Source organism: Salinimonas lutimaris (assembly GCF_005222225.1).
Classification (GTDB): Bacteria; Pseudomonadota; Gammaproteobacteria; order Enterobacterales; family Alteromonadaceae; genus Alteromonas; species Alteromonas lutimaris.
In genome coordinates this window covers 4,004,514-4,024,188 of the sequence record NZ_CP036536.1, presented here as the reverse complement: position 1 = coordinate 4,024,188, position 19,675 = coordinate 4,004,514, and the positions used below count along the sequence as shown (strand labels likewise).

Genomic DNA, 19,675 nt, shown 5'->3' with positions numbered 1-19,675 from the left:
CGCCGTTTAACAAGGGACGCAATGCAACAATGATAAAGCTTTCTGACATCACACTTTTACGTGGTAGCAAAGTGCTGCTAGAAGAAGCCTCAGCACAGGTTTTTCCCGGCCACAAAGTGGCGCTTATCGGGAGTAACGGGTGCGGTAAATCGAGCCTGTTTGCCCTGCTTCGTAATGAGTTGTCGGTGGATGCCGGCGAATGCAGTGTGCCGGCTCACTGGCGGATTGTCAGTGTGGCCCAGGAAACCCCGGCGGTGAACCGGGCGGCCCTTGATTATGTTATTGACGGTGATAAACATCTGCGCGATTTGCAGGCGCGCCTGGCGCAGGCTGAAGCAGCCCACAGCGGTGAGCTGATTGGCGCGCTGCATGGTCAGCTTGAACAGGCCGGTGCCTATGATGTGGAGGCCAGGGCAGCGACGATTCTAGACGGTCTGGGTTTTTCCAACGCTCAGCTAAGCGCGCCGGTGACTGACTTTTCCGGTGGCTGGCGGATGCGCCTGAACCTGGCTCAGGCGCTGTTATGCCCGTCAGATTTATTGTTGCTGGATGAGCCGACCAACCACCTGGATTTGGATGCGGTTATCTGGCTGGAAAAATGGCTACAGCGCTATGCTGGTACCCTGCTGCTGATTTCTCACGATAAAGCCTTTATCGATAACACCGTGGGACAGATAGTCAGTGTTGAGCATCAAAAACTGGTGACCTACACCGGTAACTATTCAGCCTATGAAACACAGCGGGCCGAACGGGCCCGTCTGCAGAATATTGAATACCAGAAACAGCAGGACAAGATTGCCCATCTGGAGTCGTTTATCACCCGCTTTAAAGCCAAAGCCAGTAAGGCCAAACAGGCACAAAGCCGCATCAAGCAGCTGGAAAAAATGGAAGCCATTATGCCGGCTCATGCCAGTAGCCAGTTCGGATTTGGGTTTGCCCCACCGACCGGTTTGCCCAATCCGCTCATCCGGATGGATCAGGTGCAGCTAGGCTATGAAGATACTGTGATTCTGGAGCAGGTTAAGCTGAACCTGGTGCCGGGCAGCCGGATTGGTCTGCTGGGACGAAACGGGCAGGGTAAGTCTACGCTTATCAAGCTGCTGGCTGGCGTGCTGTCGCCGATGCAGGGCGAGTTCACCACCGCGCAGGGACTCAATGTGGGTTATTTTGCCCAGCATCAGCTGGAATACCTGGACCCCAAAGCCTCAGCAATACTGCATTTGCAGCGTATGGACAGTAAAGCCACCGATCAGCAGTTGCGTGATTATCTGGGCGGATTCGGTTTTCATGGTGACCAGGCGCTGGAGCCGGTGGCGCCCATGTCCGGTGGTGAAAAAGCCCGTCTGGTGCTGGCGCTCATTGTCTATCTTAAGCCGAATCTGCTGCTGCTTGATGAGCCGACCAACCATCTGGATTTGGAAATGCGCCATGCACTGAATGTGGCGCTGCAAAGTTTTGAGGGCGCCATGGTTCTGGTTTCACACGACCGGTATTTATTATCCTCGGTATGCGAAGACTTCTATCTGGTGGACCGGGGGCAGGTGGCACCGTTTGACGGCGATCTGGACGATTACCGGGACTGGATTCTGGCTCAGCAAACCCAGGCCCGGGCGCTGGAAAAAGGCCCGAAAACCGATAAGCCCAAAGATGATCGCAAAACGCAGAAACGCCGCGAGGCTGAGTTTCGTCAGATTATTGCGCCATTAAAGAAAACCCTGGAAAAACACGAAAAACAAATGGCCGCACTGAACAGTACATTGCAGGAGGTGGAACAGTCACTGTCCGATCCACAACTGTATACTGATGAGTACAAAGCCAGACTGATGTCGCTTTTAAATGAGCAGACTCGCCTGAAGCAGGCATTGGAAGAACATGAAATGGCCTGGCTGGAAGCCCAGGAATCGATTGAAGCAGCAAGGCAGGAATATGACACAGAACAATGAGTTAACCGCCGAGTCATTCTGGCAGTACACCAATCAGGTCTATCGCAATCCGGATGTGGCTGCATTATGCCTGCGTTTGCAGGATACCTGCGGCGTCAATGTGAATATGCTGCTGCTGTTATGCTGGTGTCTGGATCACCAGCGCATTGTGGTGCTCAAACAATGGCAAACCTTAAAAGCGGCAATTGCCCATAGTGAGCAGACTTTAAAGCTTCACCGGCAGCAGCGTCGCGCAGCCAAGGAGCCTGCCCATGCAGACCATGCGCAGTACGCCACGCTTAAGCAGCAGGAACTCAATCTTGAAGCGCAGCAGCAACAGGAGCTGGTGGACGCATTTAACAATATGCAGGTTGAAAGCAGCGACCTGCCGGGCATTAACGCCGGTGTTGTGGCTTTTATCCACGCCTGGCAATTAAAAGATCAGCCGCAGGCTATGGATGACCTGCGAACGTTAATTAAACTGGCGCTATAAGCAGTTATTTACCCAATGACGCAACGTAAAAATCGGTTACACGGAAAAATCGTAAGCAGTAGTTTTACCGCTCCCTGGTGGGCTAAAAACCGCCATGTACAAACCATCTGGCCACGCTTTATTCAAAAGCGTCTGCCACTGACTTTCCGGTGGGAGCGCATTAACACCCCCGATGATGACTTTCTGGATCTGGCCTGGGGGCCCAAGCCGGCCAAAACGACCGGGATCGTGGCCATGTTCCACGGCCTGGAAGGCAGTATTAAATCCCACTATGCCAACGACATGATGGCTGCACTCAGCGGACAGGGCTGGCAGGTGGTGATGATGCACTTTCGTTCGTGCAGCGGCGAGCCAAATCGCCAGGCCAGGGCGTACCACTCGGGTGAAACCGAAGACCCGGCGTTTTTTCTGGATATGCTAAACCAGCGCTTCCCACACCTGCCGAAAGTGGCGGTGGGTTTTTCGCTGGGCGCCAACATGCTGCTGAAATTACTGGGCGAAAACCCTGCCCAGAAATGGCTGCAGGGTGCGGTGGCCATCTCGGCTCCGTTAAAACTCAGTGAGTGCTCGCGCAGCATCAATCAGGGATTTTCCCGGGTGTATCAGAAATACCTGCTGGGTAGCATGAAAGCGACCCTAAAGCAGAAAATGAAATTTATTGATTATCGTAAGCTTATTCAGCTCAGTCCGTCTGATGTGGATAGCATCATCGATTTTCGTCAGTTCGACGACCGGGTGACAGCACCGCTGCACGATTTTGCTGATGCTGAGGATTATTACCAAAAATGCAGTGCGTTTCATTATCTGAGCGCCATTCACTGTCCGACGCTGGTACTGCACAGTATTGACGATCCCTTTATGAATCACCTTATCGTGCCCAGGGAGTCGGAGCTGGCAGAAGCGGTGACCATTGAGCTGAGCGATCGCGGCGGCCATGTCGGGTTTATGCAGGGCAATATACTGCGTCCGCAGGTCTGGCTGCAGGCCAGGGTTAAACGCTTTTTTGCCCAGTTTTTACCGCAACCCCCTAACGGGCAGCAACCGGAGCAACCATTATGATTATTCCTATCAGTGAACTTGAAGCTGACACCCTGCACAGTATTGCCGAGTCGTTTGTGCTGCGCGAAGGAACCGATTACGGTGAGATAGAAGCCAGTTTTGCCGACAAGGTCGAGCAGGTCATTGCCCAGCTGAAAGCCGGCGAGGTGGTGCTGGTGTACTCAGAGCTGCATGAGACGATCGATATTAAGCCAAAAGATGCGCTGCTGGCTGACGACAGCCATTAATTAATCACCTGGATGCTGACCGGAATAATACCTGCGTCCAGATCGCCAATGTCGTCAAACGCAGAGCGCGATAAATCAATAATGACCCCGTCGATATATGGCCCGCGGTCGTTGATTTTGACCACCGTACTTTGCTGAGTATTCAGGTTGGTCACCCGCACTTTTGTGCCAAAGGGTAAATGCCGGTGAGCTGCGGTAGCTGCCCACTGGTTAAAGGTTTCACCGCTGGCGGTGGTGCGCAACTGATACTTCATGGCGTAATAACTGGCTTTACCTGTCTGGGTGGTTCCCACCAGTTGCTGAGGGGAATGACTGGCAATGCTGGTACAGCCGCTCACCAGTAACAGCAGCAGGCTTAGGGCGAGAAAGCGTCGGGTTACAATATTAAATCCGGGCAGGGACATAGTCTTGGTCTCTCAGGTAAAAAAATCGGCCTGGAGGGGTTGCCTCAGGCCGATTTGCCTGCGTAAAGGCCGTGTGAAACGGCCGGGTCTTTTTACAACAGATTCAGTACTCAGATATCAAAAGGTGTAGCGGGCAGTGACCTGCGTGATATCTGCATCATCAATTTTTTCGTAGCTTAACCCTGCAGCCCAGCGCGGTGCAAAGTAATAGTTAGCGCCTACTTTCACGGTAACGTCACCGTCATCCACATCGTAGTAACCAACCTGACCCATCAGCTCTACCTCACGGGTTACCATGGAGCGCACCCCGGCATTCACGCTGTAGCCGTTTTCATCAACCAGATCAGTATCAACACGCTCATAGTTCGCGCCCACATAGGCATCGGTGGTGCTGTTCATGGGGATCCGGTAACCGGCACCCAGCGTTGTGCGGTTCAGGTCATAATCATCTTTACTCAAATCGCTGTATTCGCCATTCAGGTAAATGTTGTTGTCCAGCAGGTATTTGCTGCTGATGGATAAGCCATCAAAATCAACAAAGTCATTATCCAGATTAGTATAACCGGCTTCGGCAAACTGCCAGTTAGGCGATGCCGCCAGGGCCGAGCAGGATAAGGTACCGGCAATAACCGCAGTGAGCAGTGTGATTCGTTGTTTCATGTGAAGCTCCTTATTGCTTTTTGCTCGAAGGAAGAGCAAGTGGCTTGCCACTTTTTAGTGCAAGCTTTGAAAAATAAACTGTAAAATTCTTTTAAACCTATGAAATAAAACAATAAAGTCTTTATCGACCAAGCGTGAAATTTGTCGGTTCACTGCATGAAACTGCCGATAAAACACCATTGGTGTTGCGGATTTCCTACAAATAAGGCAGCAGGGTGATGCCTTTTTCGCCGGCCATGCGTATTAGCTCTACGAGCAGACGCACAGCGCCTGCAAATCAAGGAGACAATATGAAACAATGTGGTATCGGCAGTGTATGGCGGGCAGTGGTGGCAGGAATGCTCGCTGGAGTATGGCTAACAGGCAGTGCGCAGGCACAGCCGGTCGGTGAGCAGAACTTACCGCGCAATAAGCCGATTCTTTTTTCCATTGTAGAGCAGGCGCGCCAGTCAGCCGAACAGAGTGCCCCGCCGGCCCCGCTGACATTGCCCGAATCGGTTGCCAATATGCAGTACGAGCAGTACCAGGCTATTTCCTTTAAACCCCAACAGGCGCTGTGGAAAGATCAGCAACCGTTTAGTGTCACGTTTGTTCATCCCGGGCTCAGTGCGCATCAGCCGGTGCCAGTGGTGGTAGTGAATCGTAATAACCGGCAAACCGAGTTGGCCTTCACCCCGGCTATGTTTGACTATGGAAAAGATGCCGAAGCCATCACCGGACTGGACGGCATCACCGGCTTTGCCGGCTTCAGTTTGTATGCACAAGGGCACAGCAAGCCGTTTGTTAAGTTTGATGGTGCATCGTTTATGCGTCTGGCCGGCTTTGAACAGGAGTTTGGCGCTGCCGCCCGGGCGCTGGCCATTGATACCGCTTTGCCTAAAGGGGAGGAAACACCCCGGTTTACCCGCTTTTGGCTGATTGAGCCGGGCAGCGATGAGGCGGTAACGGTGTACGCCAGGCTGGAAAGCGCATCGGTGGCCGGAGCCTATGCCTTTTCATTTTATCCGGGTAAGCAGGTGAAGGTGGATGTGCAAGGGTGGTTGTTTGCCCGAAAAAGTGTGAAAAAACTGGGGTTGGCCCCTTTTACCAGCATGTTTTTGTACGGCGAGAATACCGAACGTCAATACGATGACTACCGTCCTGAAGTCCATGACAGCGACGGGGTGCTGATGATTAATGAAAAAGCAGAACAGATCTGGCGGCCGCTGACCAATCCTAACCGGCTGCAAATCTCTGCGCTGCCAGCTTCCGTGCCCAAAGGCTTTGGTATCTTACAGCGCGATAGTGATTTTGATAATTATCTGGATGCACAGGCAAACTATCAGTTACGTCCCGGCCTGTGGGTAAAGCCGAAGGAAGGCTTTGGCGAAGGGCATCTGGAGACGGTGGAAATACCCGCTGACTCTGAGATTCATGACAATATTTCAGCTCACTGGGTAGCCGCGCAGTCGGTTAAAAAAGGGCAAAGCCGGTATCTGCGCTACACCATGCACACCATGACGCACAATCCGCTGGTGTATAACAAAGCGGTGGTGGCCCGTACCCGGCAGGGAGCAAGTAAAACCGCCGGGTTTGAGTCCTCGGCGCGACAGGTTATCCGGCGCTTTGTGGTGGACTTTGACTTGCCCAGCGGTTTCAGCCTGCCCGCTGAAGAGCTGGACTTGATCATGGGCGCGGATAACGCACAGATCAAAGATGCCAGCATTTACAATGTGAACGGAAACCGGCAAATGCGGGCCACATTCTTGTTATTACCAGCAGACGCCAAGCCGATCGATATTCAGCTGGTGCTGGAACACAACAAACAGGCGGTCAGCGAGGTCTGGCATTATGTGTATCAGCCGGCGCAGTAACTGATATAAAAACGGCGACCTGCTGGTCGCCGTTATCGGGGCTTTTTGTGCCAGTACTGGCAAGCCAGATTTACTGTGCCTGGTCCGGGGTATTGTCTGCCACATGACCGCCATGAATGGCTTCTACATCAATACTGTCAAAACGGTATTCAGTGTGGCAATACTGACAATTCATTTTAATGGCGCCTTCTTCTGCCACAATGTCCAGCAGTTCGGCTTTATCCACATTACGAAGCGCCTCGGCGCTGCGGGCGCGAGAGCAGGTACAAGCAAACGAAATATCGTTAGGCTCAAACAGCGTCACGTCTTCCTGATGATACAGACGATACAGAATATCCTGCACCGGCAGGCTGAACATTTCTTCGGTGGTCAGGGTACTGGCCAGTGTGCTCAGGTGATCAAACCCGGAGTTTTCAGCCACATCCGTACGCTCTGCCTGAGTAGGCAGCACCTGCAGCAGCATGCCGGCGGCCTTGGTATTTTCCGGGTCACTGAGGTCGGTAAACAGGCGCACTGTGGTCGCCAGCTGTTCAGACTGCTGGAAGTAGGCATCAATGCACTCGGCCAGAGTAGGTTTGTCCAGGGCTACCACACCCTGATAGCGCTCGCCTTCTTGGGGAGAAATAGTGATAACCAGCACGCCTTTTTCACCCACCAGTTCGCTGAAGCTTTCAGGCAGGGTTGTCACACTTTCATCCCAGCGGGCTACGCCACGCATGGTAAAATCGGACGTAGCACTTAATACGGCATAGCGCATCAGACCCTGTCCCTGAATTTGCAGGGAAATCTCGCCTTTAAACTTTAAGATAGCCGTTAGCAGGCAGGTAGCAGCCGACATTTCGGCCAACAACTGCTGAATCTGTACCGGGTATTCATAGTTATGAATAATATGCTGCAGGCTGTTGTCCAGCCGCGCCAGTTCACCACGCACATTGGCCTGGTCAATCATAAAACGGTGTAGTTGGTCTAGGTTGCTCATCATTATAAATCCTGTGGTACTACAGCTTAGCTGTGCTTAAGCTTAATAATTTCCCGCCGTTGTTTTTTGTCCGGGCGGCCGTCGGGTTTCGGACTGTGGAAGGTGCTGAGCTTCCTGGCCAGCTGATTTTCTTCCCGTTTGGCGATACTGGCATCGGTCTCGGTGTAAAGTTCCTGTGCCAGTGGCGCACTCAGGCGCTTATCACTGATGCCCTTAATTTCCACTTCTTTCATGTCATAGCCAGCCGGGATCATCACCATGGCGCCAAGCTCCACAGCCTTGCCCGGTTTGGCCCGCTGACCATTATATTGAACCTTTCCGGCCTGAACCATGTCTCTGGCTATAGCACGGGTTTTAAAAAAGCGTGCAGCCCATAGCCATTTGTCCAGCCTCACATTTTCTGCTTGTTGCGATTGTGTTGGTTTGCTCATGTAATATTTTTGTCACTCTTACGTTTTAGTGTTGTGACCCCCACGTCGACTAGGCTATGATGAACCAGCTAGTACACGGTTTACCTATATTAACTATTAAAAAGCAGTACCTCGTTAACAGCATGACACTCGATACCTTCAATTACCAATCAATGGCCACGACCTTCGGCCGGCACCAAAAAACGCTACGACTGGTGGTGATCGTACTGCTTAGCCTGTATCTTCTCGCCTTTTTAGCCCGTCTGGTATGGCAATTTGTGCCTGCACCTGACATGGCCTCAGCGCCGGCATCACATGCCACCGCCCCTATTAATAAGTCTGCAGGCCAAAGTGGGGTCAATATTACCCAATTACAACAGTTAAATTTATTTGGCAGACTGAATCAGGTGCCGGTCGAGGAGCCTGCCGATGAAGTGACCGATGCGCCTGAAACCCGCCTCAACCTTACCCTGACCGGCGTGGTAGCTACCTCAGTGGCAGACGATGCCACCGCGATTATAGAAAACAAAGGCACCCAGGTTGTGTATGGCCTGGGCGAAAAAATTGAAGGCACTAACGCCACTTTGCGTCAGGTACAGGCCGACCGGGTCATCATTCGTAACAGCGGCCGGGATGAGACCCTGATGCTTGACGGGCTTGATTACGATGAAGCAAATCAGCGCCGACAGCAGGCTAACCGCAGCCGTCAGCGCCCGTTAGCTCCCAACAACCCCCCGCCTGAGCGTGAAGCCCGTCCCCAGTTGAGCCGCGAGGCGATTGAAGCCACCTCCTCACTGCGTGAGCAGCCTGGCGACTTTACCGATTTTATTTCTATTTCACCGTACAGCGAAGGCGGACAACTGGTGGGGTATCAGGTTAAACCGGGTAAGAACCCGGCGCTGTTTCAGTCAGCGGGGCTTCAGGCTGGCGATGTTATTGTGCAGATAAACGGACTGGATCTGACGGATACGCAGCAGTCTATGGAGGCAATGAATACCTTGCGCTCCGCTCAAACCATCGAACTTACCATGACCCGTGACGGTGAATACCTGACGGTGTATCTGGATATGCCAGAACCCGGCGCAGAATAACGATAGGATTACAGGAATATGAGGCGAGCACGTCGTACTTGGTTTTCAAACATAACCGCCGCAATCTGCGCCGCCATGCTGTGTGTCAGCGTGTCGGTCACCGCAGCAGAGTACATGCCCAATTTTAAAGATACGGATATTAATGAATTTATTAATATTGTGGGAAAAAATCTTCAGCGGACCATTATAGTTGACCCGAATGTGCGCGGTAAAATCAGCGTGCGTAGTTACGATATGCTGGACGAAGATCAGTATTATCAGTTCTTTTTAAACGTTTTGCAGGTTTACGACTTTGCTGTTGTGGAGATGCCCAACGGGGTGTTGAAAGTCGTCCGCTCAAAAGATGCCAAAACTTCGAATATTCCGGTTGTAGAAGGCGCGCTGCGCGATGGCGATGAGATGATCACCCGGGTGGTGCCGGTTTACAACGTACCGGTGCGCGAGCTGGCGCCTATTTTACGTCAGCTCAATGACCAGGCAGGTGGTGGTAACGTAGTCAGCCATGACCCGTCTAATGTGATGATGCTAACCGGTCGCGCGGCGGTGGTGAATCGTCTGGTTGAAATCATCGAGCGGGTGGACCGCGCCGGTGATGAAGAGGTAGAAATTATAAAACTGAAATATGCCTCAGCCTCAGAGATGGTTCGTATAGTGGACAGCATCAATAAGTCGCAGGGTAAAGCGGCGGCCGGTGGCAAATCCGACCCGCGGGCGGTGGCCGATGATCGCACCAACTCAGTGATTGTCAGCGGCGATGAGAAAGCCAGAAAGCGTATTGTTAACCTGATCAAGCGCATGGATCAGGAACTGGAAACCAACGGTAATACGCGGGTTATCTTTTTAAACTATGCCAAGGCCGAAGACATTGTACAGGTACTGCAGGGCGTATCGGCCAGTATTCAGGCTGAAGAAAGCAGTGGCAGTAACAATGCCCGTCGTAGCGGTTCAACTAACCGGGATATCTCTATTGAGTCGCATGCCAGCTCAAATGCGGTGGTCATTACCGCTGAACCGGATATGTTGCAGTCGCTTGAAGAAGTGATTCGTCAGTTAGATGTGCGCCGTGCCCAGGTGCAGGTAGAAGCGATTATTGTCGAAGTGTTTGAAGGCGACGGCACGACCTTAGGCGTGCAGTGGGTGTCTGAAAGCGGTGGTGGTACCCAGTTTAACAATGGCGTGGTACCGGTAGGCTCACTGGGTGTGGCCTTAAAACAGGCTGAAGATGACACCGATACCGAAGCCTATGTGACCGACGAAGGTAATGTGGTTCAGGTGACCACCACTGATGAGGGTGACCTGACTGCACTGGCCAGCCTGTTATCCGGAGCAAACGGGCTGATTGCCGGTGTGATCGAAGATGGCTGGGGCGCTGTGGTGCAGGCGGTGAGCACGGATACCAACTCCAATGTACTGGCAACACCGCATCTGACCACCATGGATAACGAAGAAGCCTTTTTCATTGTGGGCCAGGAAGTACCGATTATTACCGGTACCACCACCGGCGATAACAACTCTAACCCGTTTCAGACAGTTGAACGTCAGGAAGTGGGGATCAAACTTAAAGTCACCCCGCAAATCAACGAAGGCGATGCGGTACAGCTGACCATCGAACAGGAAGTGTCGAGTGTCAGCGGGGCGACCTCTGTGGATATTTCTATTAATAAACGTCAGATTAAAACCACGGTGATCGTGGATGATGGCGGTACAATTGTGCTGGGCGGACTGATTGACGAAGATGTACAGGAAAGTGTGTCCAAGGTACCGCTGCTGGGCGATATCCCGATTATTGGTAACCTGTTTAAGAGTACCTCGACCAGTAAGCGTAAGCGTAACCTGATGGTATTCCTGCGTCCTAAAATTGTGCGCGACGGGGTGACCATGAATGAAATCAGCCATCGCAAGTATAACTATATCCGGGCCCAGCAACTGCGTCATCAGCAGGAAGGCGCATCGTTTATGTCTAAAGATGACCAGCCAACTATGCCAGAGTGGGATGATTCACTGGCGCTGCCACCATCGTTTGAAGACTATATTCTGGAGCAGCAGAAAAAACAGGATAACGATTAATTATGGCAGGCACGGAAGAACAGCTTCAGCAGGCTGCCCTACAGGCGCAGGAAGAAGCGCTGGACGAAACCGGCAGCGGTGAGCCCGATGGTGGCCCGCGCCAGTTGAGCTTTAGCTTTGCCCGGCGCAATCATGTGCTGCTGGAAACCAATCAGCAGCCGGCGATCCTGTACCATACCGCCAGTACGCCTTTCACCGTGTTTGCAGAGGTGCGCCGCTTTTTTGGTGAGCCGTTTACCCTACAGGAAATTCCCGAAGACGACTTTGAGCGTTTTCTGACTCAGGCGTTTCAGCGCGACTCCTCTGCCGCTAAACAGCTAATGGAAGACTTGGGCAACGAAAGTGATTTGTTTGCCCTGGCTGACGAGCTGCCGGACACCGAGGACTTACTCGACAGCGAAGATGATGCTCCGATTATCAAGCTGATTAACGCCATGCTGGGTGAGGCCATCAAGGAAGGGGCGTCGGATATTCACATCGAAACCTTTGAAAACCAGCTGGTGGTGCGGTTTCGGGTAGACGGTGTGCTGCGCGAGATTCTGCGGCCTAATCGCAAACTCTCCTCCATGCTGGTATCGCGTATCAAGGTTATGGCCAAGCTGGATATTGCCGAAAAGCGGGTGCCGCAGGATGGCCGTATCACATTACGGATCGCGGGCCGGGCAGTGGATGTGCGGGTATCGACCATGCCGTCAAGCCACGGCGAGCGGGTGGTACTGCGTTTGCTGGATAAAAATAATGCCCGCCTGAATCTGGAAGATTTGGGTATGACCAAGGCTAACCGGGATCATTTCTCCGGCCTGATTCGCAAACCGCACGGCATTATTCTGGTGACCGGTCCAACGGGCTCGGGTAAAAGTACCACCTTGTATGCTGGCCTGACCGAGATTAACAGTAAAGATCGCAATATTCTGACGGTGGAAGACCCGATTGAATTTGATTTACAGGGCATTGGCCAGACCCAGGTAAACCCGCGGGTGGATATGACCTTTGCCCGTGGACTGCGGGCTATTTTGCGTCAGGATCCTGATGTCGTGATGGTCGGTGAGATTCGGGATATCGAAACCGCGCAAATTGCGGTTCAGGCCAGTTTAACCGGTCACTTAGTATTATCCACCCTGCATACCAACACCGCTGCCGGTGCGATTACCCGTTTGGAAGACATGGGTATTGAGCCGTTTTTGTTATCGTCCAGCTTGCTGGCGGTATTATCCCAGCGCCTGGTCAGAACCCTGTGTCCGGACTGTAAGGTGGCCCATGCGCCCAGCGAAAGCGAAGCACTGGTACTGGGCGTGTCTGAGCTGGCCAGCATACCGGATATTTATGCCCCCAAAGGCTGCGCGGCCTGTAACCAGACTGGTTATCGCGGCCGGACCGGCATTCATGAACTGCTGCTGATTGATGAAGCGATTCGCGACATGATGCATGCCGGGAAAGGCGAGCAGGCCATTGAACGTCATATTCGAAAATACACCCCCAGTATCCGTGAAGACGGCTGCCGCAAAGTGCTGGCAGGCGTGACTTCTCTTGAAGAGGTATTGCGGGTCACCCGGGAAGATTAGGCATGGCGGCATTTTCGTACAAGGCAGTCAATGCTAAGGGCCGTAATGTCAGTGGCGTTCTGGAAGGAGATAATGCCCGCCAGGTGCGCCAGCAGCTGCGTGAAAAAGGTCTGATCCCGACGGATGTTGAACAGGTGGCTGAAAAGCAGCGCAGCAAGAGCAGTGGTTTCAACCTGTTTAAACCGCGTATTTCTGCTGCTGAACTGGCGCTTTTGACCCGTCAGCTGGCTACTCTGGTAGAATCTGCCCTGCCGATAGAAGAAGCGCTGCTGGCGGTGGCAGAGCAGTCCAGCAAGCCCGCCCAGCGCAATATGATGATGGCGGTACGCAGTAAGGTGGTGGAAGGCCATGGCCTGGCTGACGCCATGGGCGAATTTCCCAGTGTGTTTGATGAGCTTTATCGGGCCATGGTGGCAGCCGGCGAAAAGTCAGGTCACCTGGATACGGTGCTTAATCGTCTGGCCGACTATACCGAGCGGCGTCAGCAAACCCGTAGTCAGATCACCCAGGCGATGATTTATCCTTCCCTGATGATGTTTTTTGCCATTGGTATTGTTTTGCTGCTACTCACTGTGGTGGTGCCTAAAATTGTGGGTCAGTTTGATCATATGGGACAGGATTTGCCAGCCATTACCCAGCTGCTTATCAGTATCAGTAGCTGGCTGCAGGCCTACGGCGTGTATCTGCTTATTGTGCTGGGTGTGCTGGCGGTGCTGGTGCAGCGCTTATTGCAACGCCCGGCCCTGAAACTGAAGTATCATCAGCTGATTTTACGCCTGCCGTTGTTAGGCAAGGTGTCCCGCGGATTAAATACCGCCCGGTTTGCCAGAACACTGAGTATTTTGTCTTCCAGTGCGGTGCCACTGCTTGAGGCCATGCGTATCTCAGCGGATGTACTGGAAAATAAACATATTAAGAACCAGATAGCCACTGCTGCGGTCAATGTAAAAGAAGGCAGCAGTTTACGGGCGGCACTGGATAATACAGGTATGTTCCCACCAATGATGATGCATATGATTGCATCGGGTGAGAAATCCGGCGAGCTGCAGGGCATGCTGGCCCGGGCGGCAGATAACCAGGACCGGGAGTTTGAGTCACTGGTCAGTGTGTCACTCAAGGTGTTTGAGCCCTTACTGATTGTGACCATGGCCGGGGTTGTGCTGTTTATTGTAATGGCCATCCTGCAACCCATTTTAGCATTGAATAATATGGTGAATTTATAATGAAAACGCGAACAAAACAGAATGGTTTCAGTTTGATTGAAGTCATGGTGGTACTGCTTATCATCGGCATAATGGCCTCTATGGTGGCGCCATCTATTCTGGGTAACCAGGAAGAAGCCCAGCTGAAAAAAGCGGCGGTGGATATTCAGCAGCTGGAAAGCGGGCTGGAAATGTACAAATTGAAGAATAACCGTTTTCCCACCACAGAGCAGGGGCTGGACGCACTGGTAGAAGAGCCGACTATTGAGCCGCTGCCACGCAATTATCCGTCGGATGGCTTTATCAAGCGCCTGCCTGAGGACCCGTGGGGTAACCCGTATACATTGATCAGCCCCGGGGAGCTGGGTGAAATCGATATCTTTTCAAATGGCCCGGATATGGAAGCCGGAACCGATGATGATATCGGTAACTGGAATGTGAACGACTACCTGTAAGCCATGATCATCAGTAACCGGCCTGCACCATCACAGCAGCATTGCCACGGCTTCACCTTACTGGAGGTGATGCTGGTGTTGCTGTTAATGGGGCTGACAGCCGGTTATGTTGTGTTTAATGCCTTTGGTTCCAGTCAGTCAGACCAGCTTAAACAAGAAGTTAAGCGTATGCAGGTGCTCACTGACATGGCATCTGATTATGCGGTGATGAACCAGCAGCAGCTGGGTATTCGCATTGAGCCCCGGGATGGCATTTACTATTTTGTTTTTTTAGATGAGAACGATCGCTGGCAGCGACTGGATGCCGAAAAAGTGTATCAGGAACACCAGTTGGCAGAGCCCTTTTTTATGTCACTGAATCTGGATGATTTACCCTGGAATCAGGACCAGCAATTATTTGACCGGGATGTTTTTGATGAACAGTTCAGCCTTGATGATGCGGACATTGAAGTAGGGGATGATGCACAAAAACGCCTGCCTCCACCGCAAATCATGATCATGTCCAGCGGCGAAATCACGCCTTTTGTCCTGACCTTTCATTTTGAGCCTGGGTTTGGTGACGAGTCACCGGTGTATTTTCAGCTGCAAAATCAGGATGTACCGCCGCTGGAATTTACCGGACCGCTGGATCAGATTGAGCTATGACCAGATGGCGTCAGCACCGGGGCATGACCCTGCTGGAAGTAATGGTGGCCCTGCTGATTTTTGCCCTGACCGGCAGCGCCGTGATGAAAGCAGCCTCGGAGCATCTGGCCAGTGTGGCAGATATCGAAGAGGTGACCTTTGGTACCTGGGTGGCGAATAATCGTCTTAATGCTCTGAAACTGTCCACCCGCTGGCCTCCTAAAAACAATCAGAAAGGCACCCAGAAAATGGCCGACCGGACCTGGTACTGGCAACAGCAGGTGATCAAAACCAATAATGAGTCGCTGCGTCAGGTTAATATTTCAGTTGGTCTGGACAGCACCTATCAAAATACGGTGACGACGGTCACCACCTATGTTACCCGTCCTGCCACATCCCAGAGTGGGGGCTAATATGCAGCAACGCGGTTTCACCCTGCTGGAAATTCTGATTGCCATGGCCATTTTTGCGCTGATAGGACTGGCATCCACCGGCGTTCTGACCTCGGTAATCGACAGCAACGAAATATCCGAGCAGCGTTTTGACCGGTTGCAGGCCTTGCAACGGGCCATGCTGACGATAGAGCGGGATTTGCTCCAGGCCATAGAGCGGCCTATCCGGCGCGACGGTCAGCAGACCCAGGTTGTTATGGCTGGCGGTCAGACCGATGACAGCGATGCGGATGGGATCGGGTTTGTGCGTGGCGGCTGGCAAAACCCGCAAATGCTGCTGCCCCGCAGCACCCAGCAAATGGTGGCATACCGACTGCGGGATAATACCCTGGAGCGGGTATATACCAACTATGTTGATAATGTGATTGGGTATGAACCCAAAGTACGTCCGTTACTACCTGAGGTAAGCGACCTCAATATTGAATTTCTGGTCGATACCGATGAAGAAGACAGTTCGGCGTTCAGCTTAAGTGAAGATGAAGGAAGCAGCGCAAGCTGGAATGAAAGTTATCAGGGCGCGGTATTACCTAAAGCGGTGGCCATTGAGATAGAAACCCGGGACTTTGGTCGTATCCGGCGTGAGTTCACCCTGCGCGGAGAAGGCTTGTGAGAAGACATCAGCAGCGCGGCGTGGCTTTACTTATTGTACTGATGATTGTGGCTCTGGTCAGCGTGCTGGCCACTGAGATGGGCACCCGGCTGCAATTGCAGGTGCAGCGGGTGATGAACCTGAAAAACAATAATCAGGCCTATTGGTATGCCATTGGCGCTGAAGCCTTTGCCCGCCATTCGGTGCAAACCCTGATGGAGCAAACCGGGGAGCGTATTGCGCTGGATCAGCCCTGGTCTCAGCAGTTTGCCTACCCGGTGGAAAACGGGGCGATAGAGGCGCAGCTGGAAGACATGCAAAGCTGCTTTAATTTAAATGCGCTGGTGGCTGAGCCGCAGAGCGGTGGCGGTAATCAGCCAAATAATAATAACCAGATTGCCAGTAATAATGCGTCCGGTACCAGTAACAATAACAATAATACCGCCAATGCCGGTCGTCCGCGTGGGCCAAATAATGCTGGCGACAATATCACCGACGAGATGACCGCCTTTATGCAAATGCTGACAGTGGCGGAGCTGCAAATCAGCAGTTATGAGGCAGAAACCCTGCGCGACAGCCTGGCTGACTGGCTGGATGAAGACAGTCAGATGCGTCCTTATGGCGCAGAAGATGCCGATTATGAGGCAAAGTCACCCCCTTACCTGGCTGCTAACCGCCTGATGACCTCACAGTCTGAGCTGCGTTTGGTCAATGGCATCAAACCGCAATGGATGCGTAAGCTGTTGCCACTGGTGTGTGTGATTCCTGAAAAAGATTCGCTGACCATCAACGTCAATACCCTGACCGAAGAGCGGGCGCCGGTACTGGCCGGGCTGACCGGGCTGGATATGGCGCAGGCCCGCAGTCTGATAAGCGGCAGGCCGGCTAATGGCTGGGAAACACCGGCAGACTTTCTGGCTGAGCCAGTAATCAATGCGCTGAATTTAAATGATACCCAGCGCAGCTGGTTCAGTGTGTCGACACAATACTTTATTTTGCATACAAAAGCTCACTACAATAACTCATCATTCACCATGACCTCGGTATTAAGCGCCTCATCCAGCGCACCGGCAAAAGTCATACGGCGTGAGTTTTCAGGAGTCGATTAATGGAACAATTACTGGTCCGGCTAGGGACGCAACATCATGAGCCTGTGCAGTGGCTGGTTTACTCAGACACTGAGCAGGAAGTCATTGCCTCGGGGGAGTTGCCGAATGCCGGCGAATTGTCGACCCTGACTGAACGGGCAGGCCAGCGTCCGGTGATTGTGCTGGCACCGGCCAGTGAAATCCTGTTGACCTGGGTAACTCTGCCGCCACGGGCCGGCCGTAAGGTGCTTGGTGCTATTCCGTATATGCTGGAAGATGAACTGGCCTCAGATATCTCCGAGCAGTTTTTTGCACTGGGACCACGTCAGGGGGACGAGCAGGCTGTGGCGGTGGTCAGTCGTGAACAGCTCAGGCGCTGGCAGCAGTGGATGCAAGACGCTGATATGTACTGTGACACCATTATTCCGGATGTGCTGGCGGTGCCGGTAGAAACCGGCAGCTGGTCATTGTTGCAAATTGGTCAGGATCTGCTGTTACGCGAAGATATCTGGAAAGGTCTGCAAGGCGAAGAAAGCTGGATTTTGCCGGCTTTTGCGCACCTGGCTAAGCAACAACCCGAGCCGGTCCGGCTGAAAAACTATTCGGATCTGGCGGTGGCCGGTCTGCCCAATGTACAGGCAGAACAGGCGGTGCTGGAGCTTCCCATGCAGGTACTGGCCGCCCAGGCGATTCACAGTAAGGTAAACCTGCTGCAGGGGGAGTTTAAGGTCAAGCGCAAGCGCACCGGTTTGTGGGAGGTTTGGCGTTTGCCGCTGATTTTGCTGGCGGTGGTGCTGGTTACCAGCCTGATTGATAAATCGGTCAGCCTGTATCAGCTTAATCAGCAAAATGCCGCGCTGAGTGCGAAAATTGATGCGGCAGTGAAAACCGGTTTTCCGGATATCGGGGTGTATCGGGATGTGCGCCGTAAAATCAATTCAGAGATGGCCCGTCTGGAGCACAGTGGTGGCGATGCCAGCATGCTGGTTATGCTGGAACAGCTGACACCGGCGTTTAAAGCCAGTCAGGTTAGGCCGCAGACACTGCGTTTTGATGCCGCCCGCACCGAAATCCGGATGCAGGCGATTGGTCAGAATTTTGAAGCGCTGGAACAGTTTCGCCGCCAGGCAGAAAGCGCGGGCTTTACGGTCGAGCAGGGCGCAATTAATAATCAGGACAACAGCGTGATTGGAAATGTCAGTATTCGGAGTCAGTCATGAATGCACTGAAGCAAAAATTTCAGGCGCTGACCGAGCGCGAACAAAAACTGGTGCTGCTTAGTGGCGTGATGATCATTATTGCTCTGTTTTACTTTATTATCTGGTCGCCGCTAACGACCAGTCTGGAACAGGCGAAAACGCGGGTAACCGCGCAGCAAAAACTCCTTGGCTGGGTGCAGGAAAATGCCAACCGGGCTCAGCAACTGCGTCGCTCAAACAGCACGCAGGGTGGCCTGCAAGGATCGCTGGCTCAGGCGGTCAGCCGCTCTACCCAGCAGTTTTCTATCCCGGTTTCCCGTATGCAGCCGCTCAATGATGAGTTGCAGGTCTGGGTAGATGAGGCGCCATTTGATGCGGTGCTGGCCTGGCTGGAGGCCATGGAAGATATGGGCGTGGTGATCAGACAACTGGATATTACTGAAGCCAGCGCACCGGGGTTAATTAAAATACGTCGCTTGCAACTAGGAAAGTCATGAAAAGCAAAATAGCGTGGATCGCAGGTGCAATTGTTGCGTTTGTCGGGTTTCTTATCATGTACCTGCCGGCTGCACAGGTTATCGGCCGGGCAACGTTGCCGGCCAATGTTGAGATTTATGGCGTGTCAGGCACGCTATGGGAAGGCCAGGCCCAACAGATTGTGGTCAATGGCCTGCCGGTCAATGATGTCAGCTGGCAGCTGCACCCGCTGGCCTTGCTTGCCGGTAACATCAGTGTAGATCTTGAAGGCGGTAATATTCGCAGCGCTGATGAGGTGTCTTTCGCTGGTCCGGTGACAACCGGTTTGTTGTCTCAGCAGCGCATTGAGCTGGAGGACTTTCAGCTGTATCTGCCGGTTTCCCGGGTCCTGTCGCAGGTTTCACTGCCCATTCCGGTTAATGCATCGGGCCGCTTTCGCGCCCGTATCGTCGAGCTGGAATTTAATGGCGAATGTCAGCGTCTGAAAGGCGAGGGCAGCTGGCTGAATGCTGCGGTGGCCGGTACTCAGGGGCCGATTGACTTTGGCACCTATAAAGCTACCTTACGATGCGAAGATAAAGATATTGGTATTACGGTCAGTGAACCCAACAAACTGGGCCTGTCGATGGACGCGGTGGTGAATAGTACGTTCTCGCGGTTTTCGGTGGCCGGAAAGTTCAAGCCGGATGAAGACTTGCCCAGAGAAGTGCATCAGGCAGCCGGATTTTTTGGCCAGCCTCAGGCTGACGGCTATACCCGTTTTAAACTATAGTGAATGGTTCACCGCTGGTGATGACCGCCGGCGGCGTTTCAGCGGCGCTTGTTGTAACCGCTGGCTTCCCCTTTTAGCGATGCGTGTGTA

Annotated in this window: 21 protein-coding genes; 17 read left to right on the top strand and 4 right to left on the bottom strand. The window is 52.8% G+C overall.

From position 1 onward, the window contains the following. Positions 1–29 precede the first annotated feature (29 nt). The 4 genes from EZV72_RS17850 to EZV72_RS17835 are packed head-to-tail and all read left to right on the top strand — an operon-like array spanning position 30 to position 3,701. Positions 30–1,943 carry an ATP-binding cassette domain-containing protein gene (locus EZV72_RS17850; protein WP_137168504.1) on the top strand — a complete coding sequence of 638 codons (1,914 nt, stop codon included), beginning with the start codon at positions 30–32 and terminating at the stop codon, positions 1,941–1,943. Continuing rightward, positions 1,927–2,415 carry a TIGR02444 family protein gene (locus EZV72_RS17845; RefSeq protein ID WP_175405168.1) on the top strand — a complete coding sequence of 163 codons (489 nt, stop codon included), beginning with the start codon at positions 1,927–1,929 and terminating at the stop codon, positions 2,413–2,415. The genes EZV72_RS17850 and EZV72_RS17845 overlap by 17 nt, the downstream gene beginning before the upstream one ends. A gap of 15 nt (positions 2,416–2,430) precedes the next feature. Further along, positions 2,431–3,474 (top strand): hydrolase, encoded by a 1,044-nt coding sequence (locus EZV72_RS17840; protein WP_137168502.1) that lies wholly within the window; start codon positions 2,431–2,433, stop codon positions 3,472–3,474. After that, on the top strand, positions 3,471–3,701 hold the full coding sequence (locus EZV72_RS17835) for a YheU family protein (RefSeq protein ID WP_137168501.1): 231 nt from the start codon (positions 3,471–3,473) through the stop codon (positions 3,699–3,701). Before EZV72_RS17840 ends, EZV72_RS17835 begins: the two co-directional genes overlap by 4 nt. On the opposite strand, the gene EZV72_RS17830 is transcribed toward EZV72_RS17835, so the two are convergent. After that, complete coding sequence (locus tag EZV72_RS17830; RefSeq protein WP_137168500.1) at positions 3,698–4,105, bottom strand: septal ring lytic transglycosylase RlpA family protein; 408 nt, start codon at positions 4,103–4,105, stop codon at positions 3,698–3,700. The genes EZV72_RS17835 and EZV72_RS17830 overlap by 4 nt on opposite strands. 117 nt (positions 4,106–4,222) lie before the next feature. After that, positions 4,223–4,765, bottom strand: a complete 543-nt coding sequence (locus EZV72_RS17825) for an outer membrane beta-barrel protein (protein WP_137168499.1) — start codon at positions 4,763–4,765, stop codon at positions 4,223–4,225. A gap of 290 nt (positions 4,766–5,055) precedes the next feature. Here EZV72_RS17825 and EZV72_RS17820 point away from each other — a divergent pair, with 290 nt between their 5' ends. Next, positions 5,056–6,618 carry a glucan biosynthesis protein gene (locus tag EZV72_RS17820; protein ID WP_175405167.1) on the top strand — a complete coding sequence of 521 codons (1,563 nt, stop codon included), beginning with the start codon at positions 5,056–5,058 and terminating at the stop codon, positions 6,616–6,618. A gap of 70 nt (positions 6,619–6,688) precedes the next feature. Here the strand turns inward: EZV72_RS17820 and hslO are convergent, their stop codons facing one another. Both hslO and hslR read right to left on the bottom strand, forming a co-directional pair. Then, positions 6,689–7,597: an Hsp33 family molecular chaperone HslO gene (hslO, locus tag EZV72_RS17815; RefSeq protein ID WP_137168821.1), complete on the bottom strand. Its 909-nt coding sequence runs from the start codon at positions 7,595–7,597 to the stop codon at positions 6,689–6,691. 26 nt (positions 7,598–7,623) lie between these two features. Beyond that, a complete protein-coding gene (gene hslR / locus EZV72_RS17810; RefSeq protein ID WP_137168497.1) occupies positions 7,624–8,028 on the bottom strand; it encodes a ribosome-associated heat shock protein Hsp15 in 405 nt (134 codons plus the stop codon). Positions 8,029–8,150: 122 nt separating this feature from the next. Here hslR and gspC point away from each other — a divergent pair, with 122 nt between their 5' ends. Genes gspC through EZV72_RS17750 form a run of 12 tightly spaced genes read left to right on the top strand, consistent with a single transcriptional unit; the run spans position 8,151 to position 19,585 of the window. Beyond that, complete coding sequence (gspC, locus tag EZV72_RS17805) at positions 8,151–9,098, top strand: type II secretion system protein GspC (RefSeq protein WP_137168820.1); 948 nt, start codon at positions 8,151–8,153, stop codon at positions 9,096–9,098. Positions 9,099–9,116: 18 nt separating this feature from the next. Further along, positions 9,117–11,165, top strand: a complete 2,049-nt coding sequence (gspD, locus tag EZV72_RS17800) for a type II secretion system secretin GspD (RefSeq protein ID WP_137168496.1) — start codon at positions 9,117–9,119, stop codon at positions 11,163–11,165. A 2-nt stretch (positions 11,166–11,167) separates the two neighbouring features. After that, a complete protein-coding gene (gene gspE / locus EZV72_RS17795) occupies positions 11,168–12,727 on the top strand; it encodes a type II secretion system ATPase GspE (protein ID WP_137168495.1) in 1,560 nt (519 codons plus the stop codon). A 2-nt stretch (positions 12,728–12,729) separates the two neighbouring features. Then, positions 12,730–13,950, top strand: coding sequence for a type II secretion system inner membrane protein GspF (gene gspF, locus EZV72_RS17790; protein WP_137168494.1), 1,221 nt, complete (start codon positions 12,730–12,732; stop codon positions 13,948–13,950). Further along, positions 13,950–14,384, top strand: a complete 435-nt coding sequence (gspG, locus tag EZV72_RS17785; RefSeq protein WP_137168493.1) for a type II secretion system major pseudopilin GspG — start codon at positions 13,950–13,952, stop codon at positions 14,382–14,384. Before gspF ends, gspG begins: the two co-directional genes overlap by 1 nt. A gap of 3 nt (positions 14,385–14,387) precedes the next feature. Next, positions 14,388–15,029, top strand: coding sequence for a type II secretion system minor pseudopilin GspH (gene gspH / locus EZV72_RS17780; RefSeq protein ID WP_137168492.1), 642 nt, complete (start codon positions 14,388–14,390; stop codon positions 15,027–15,029). After that, positions 15,026–15,421 (top strand): type II secretion system minor pseudopilin GspI, encoded by a 396-nt coding sequence (gspI, locus tag EZV72_RS17775; RefSeq protein WP_232364462.1) that lies wholly within the window; start codon positions 15,026–15,028, stop codon positions 15,419–15,421. The genes gspH and gspI overlap by 4 nt, the downstream gene beginning before the upstream one ends. Position 15,422: 1 nt before the next feature. Continuing rightward, a complete protein-coding gene (gene gspJ, locus EZV72_RS17770) occupies positions 15,423–16,070 on the top strand; it encodes a type II secretion system minor pseudopilin GspJ (RefSeq protein ID WP_137168491.1) in 648 nt (215 codons plus the stop codon). Continuing rightward, positions 16,067–17,158: a type II secretion system minor pseudopilin GspK gene (gene gspK / locus EZV72_RS17765; RefSeq protein ID WP_269747628.1), complete on the top strand. Its 1,092-nt coding sequence runs from the start codon at positions 16,067–16,069 to the stop codon at positions 17,156–17,158. Before gspJ ends, gspK begins: the two co-directional genes overlap by 4 nt. Further along, positions 17,158–18,357, top strand: a complete 1,200-nt coding sequence (gene gspL, locus EZV72_RS17760; protein ID WP_137168490.1) for a type II secretion system protein GspL — start codon at positions 17,158–17,160, stop codon at positions 18,355–18,357. Before gspK ends, gspL begins: the two co-directional genes overlap by 1 nt. Next, entirely contained in the window at positions 18,354–18,833 is a 480-nt protein-coding gene (gene gspM, locus EZV72_RS17755) for a type II secretion system protein GspM (protein WP_137168489.1), read from the top strand. The genes gspL and gspM overlap by 4 nt, the downstream gene beginning before the upstream one ends. Beyond that, a complete protein-coding gene (locus EZV72_RS17750; RefSeq protein ID WP_137168488.1) occupies positions 18,830–19,585 on the top strand; it encodes a type II secretion system protein N in 756 nt (251 codons plus the stop codon). Before gspM ends, EZV72_RS17750 begins: the two co-directional genes overlap by 4 nt. Positions 19,586–19,675 lie beyond the last annotated feature (90 nt).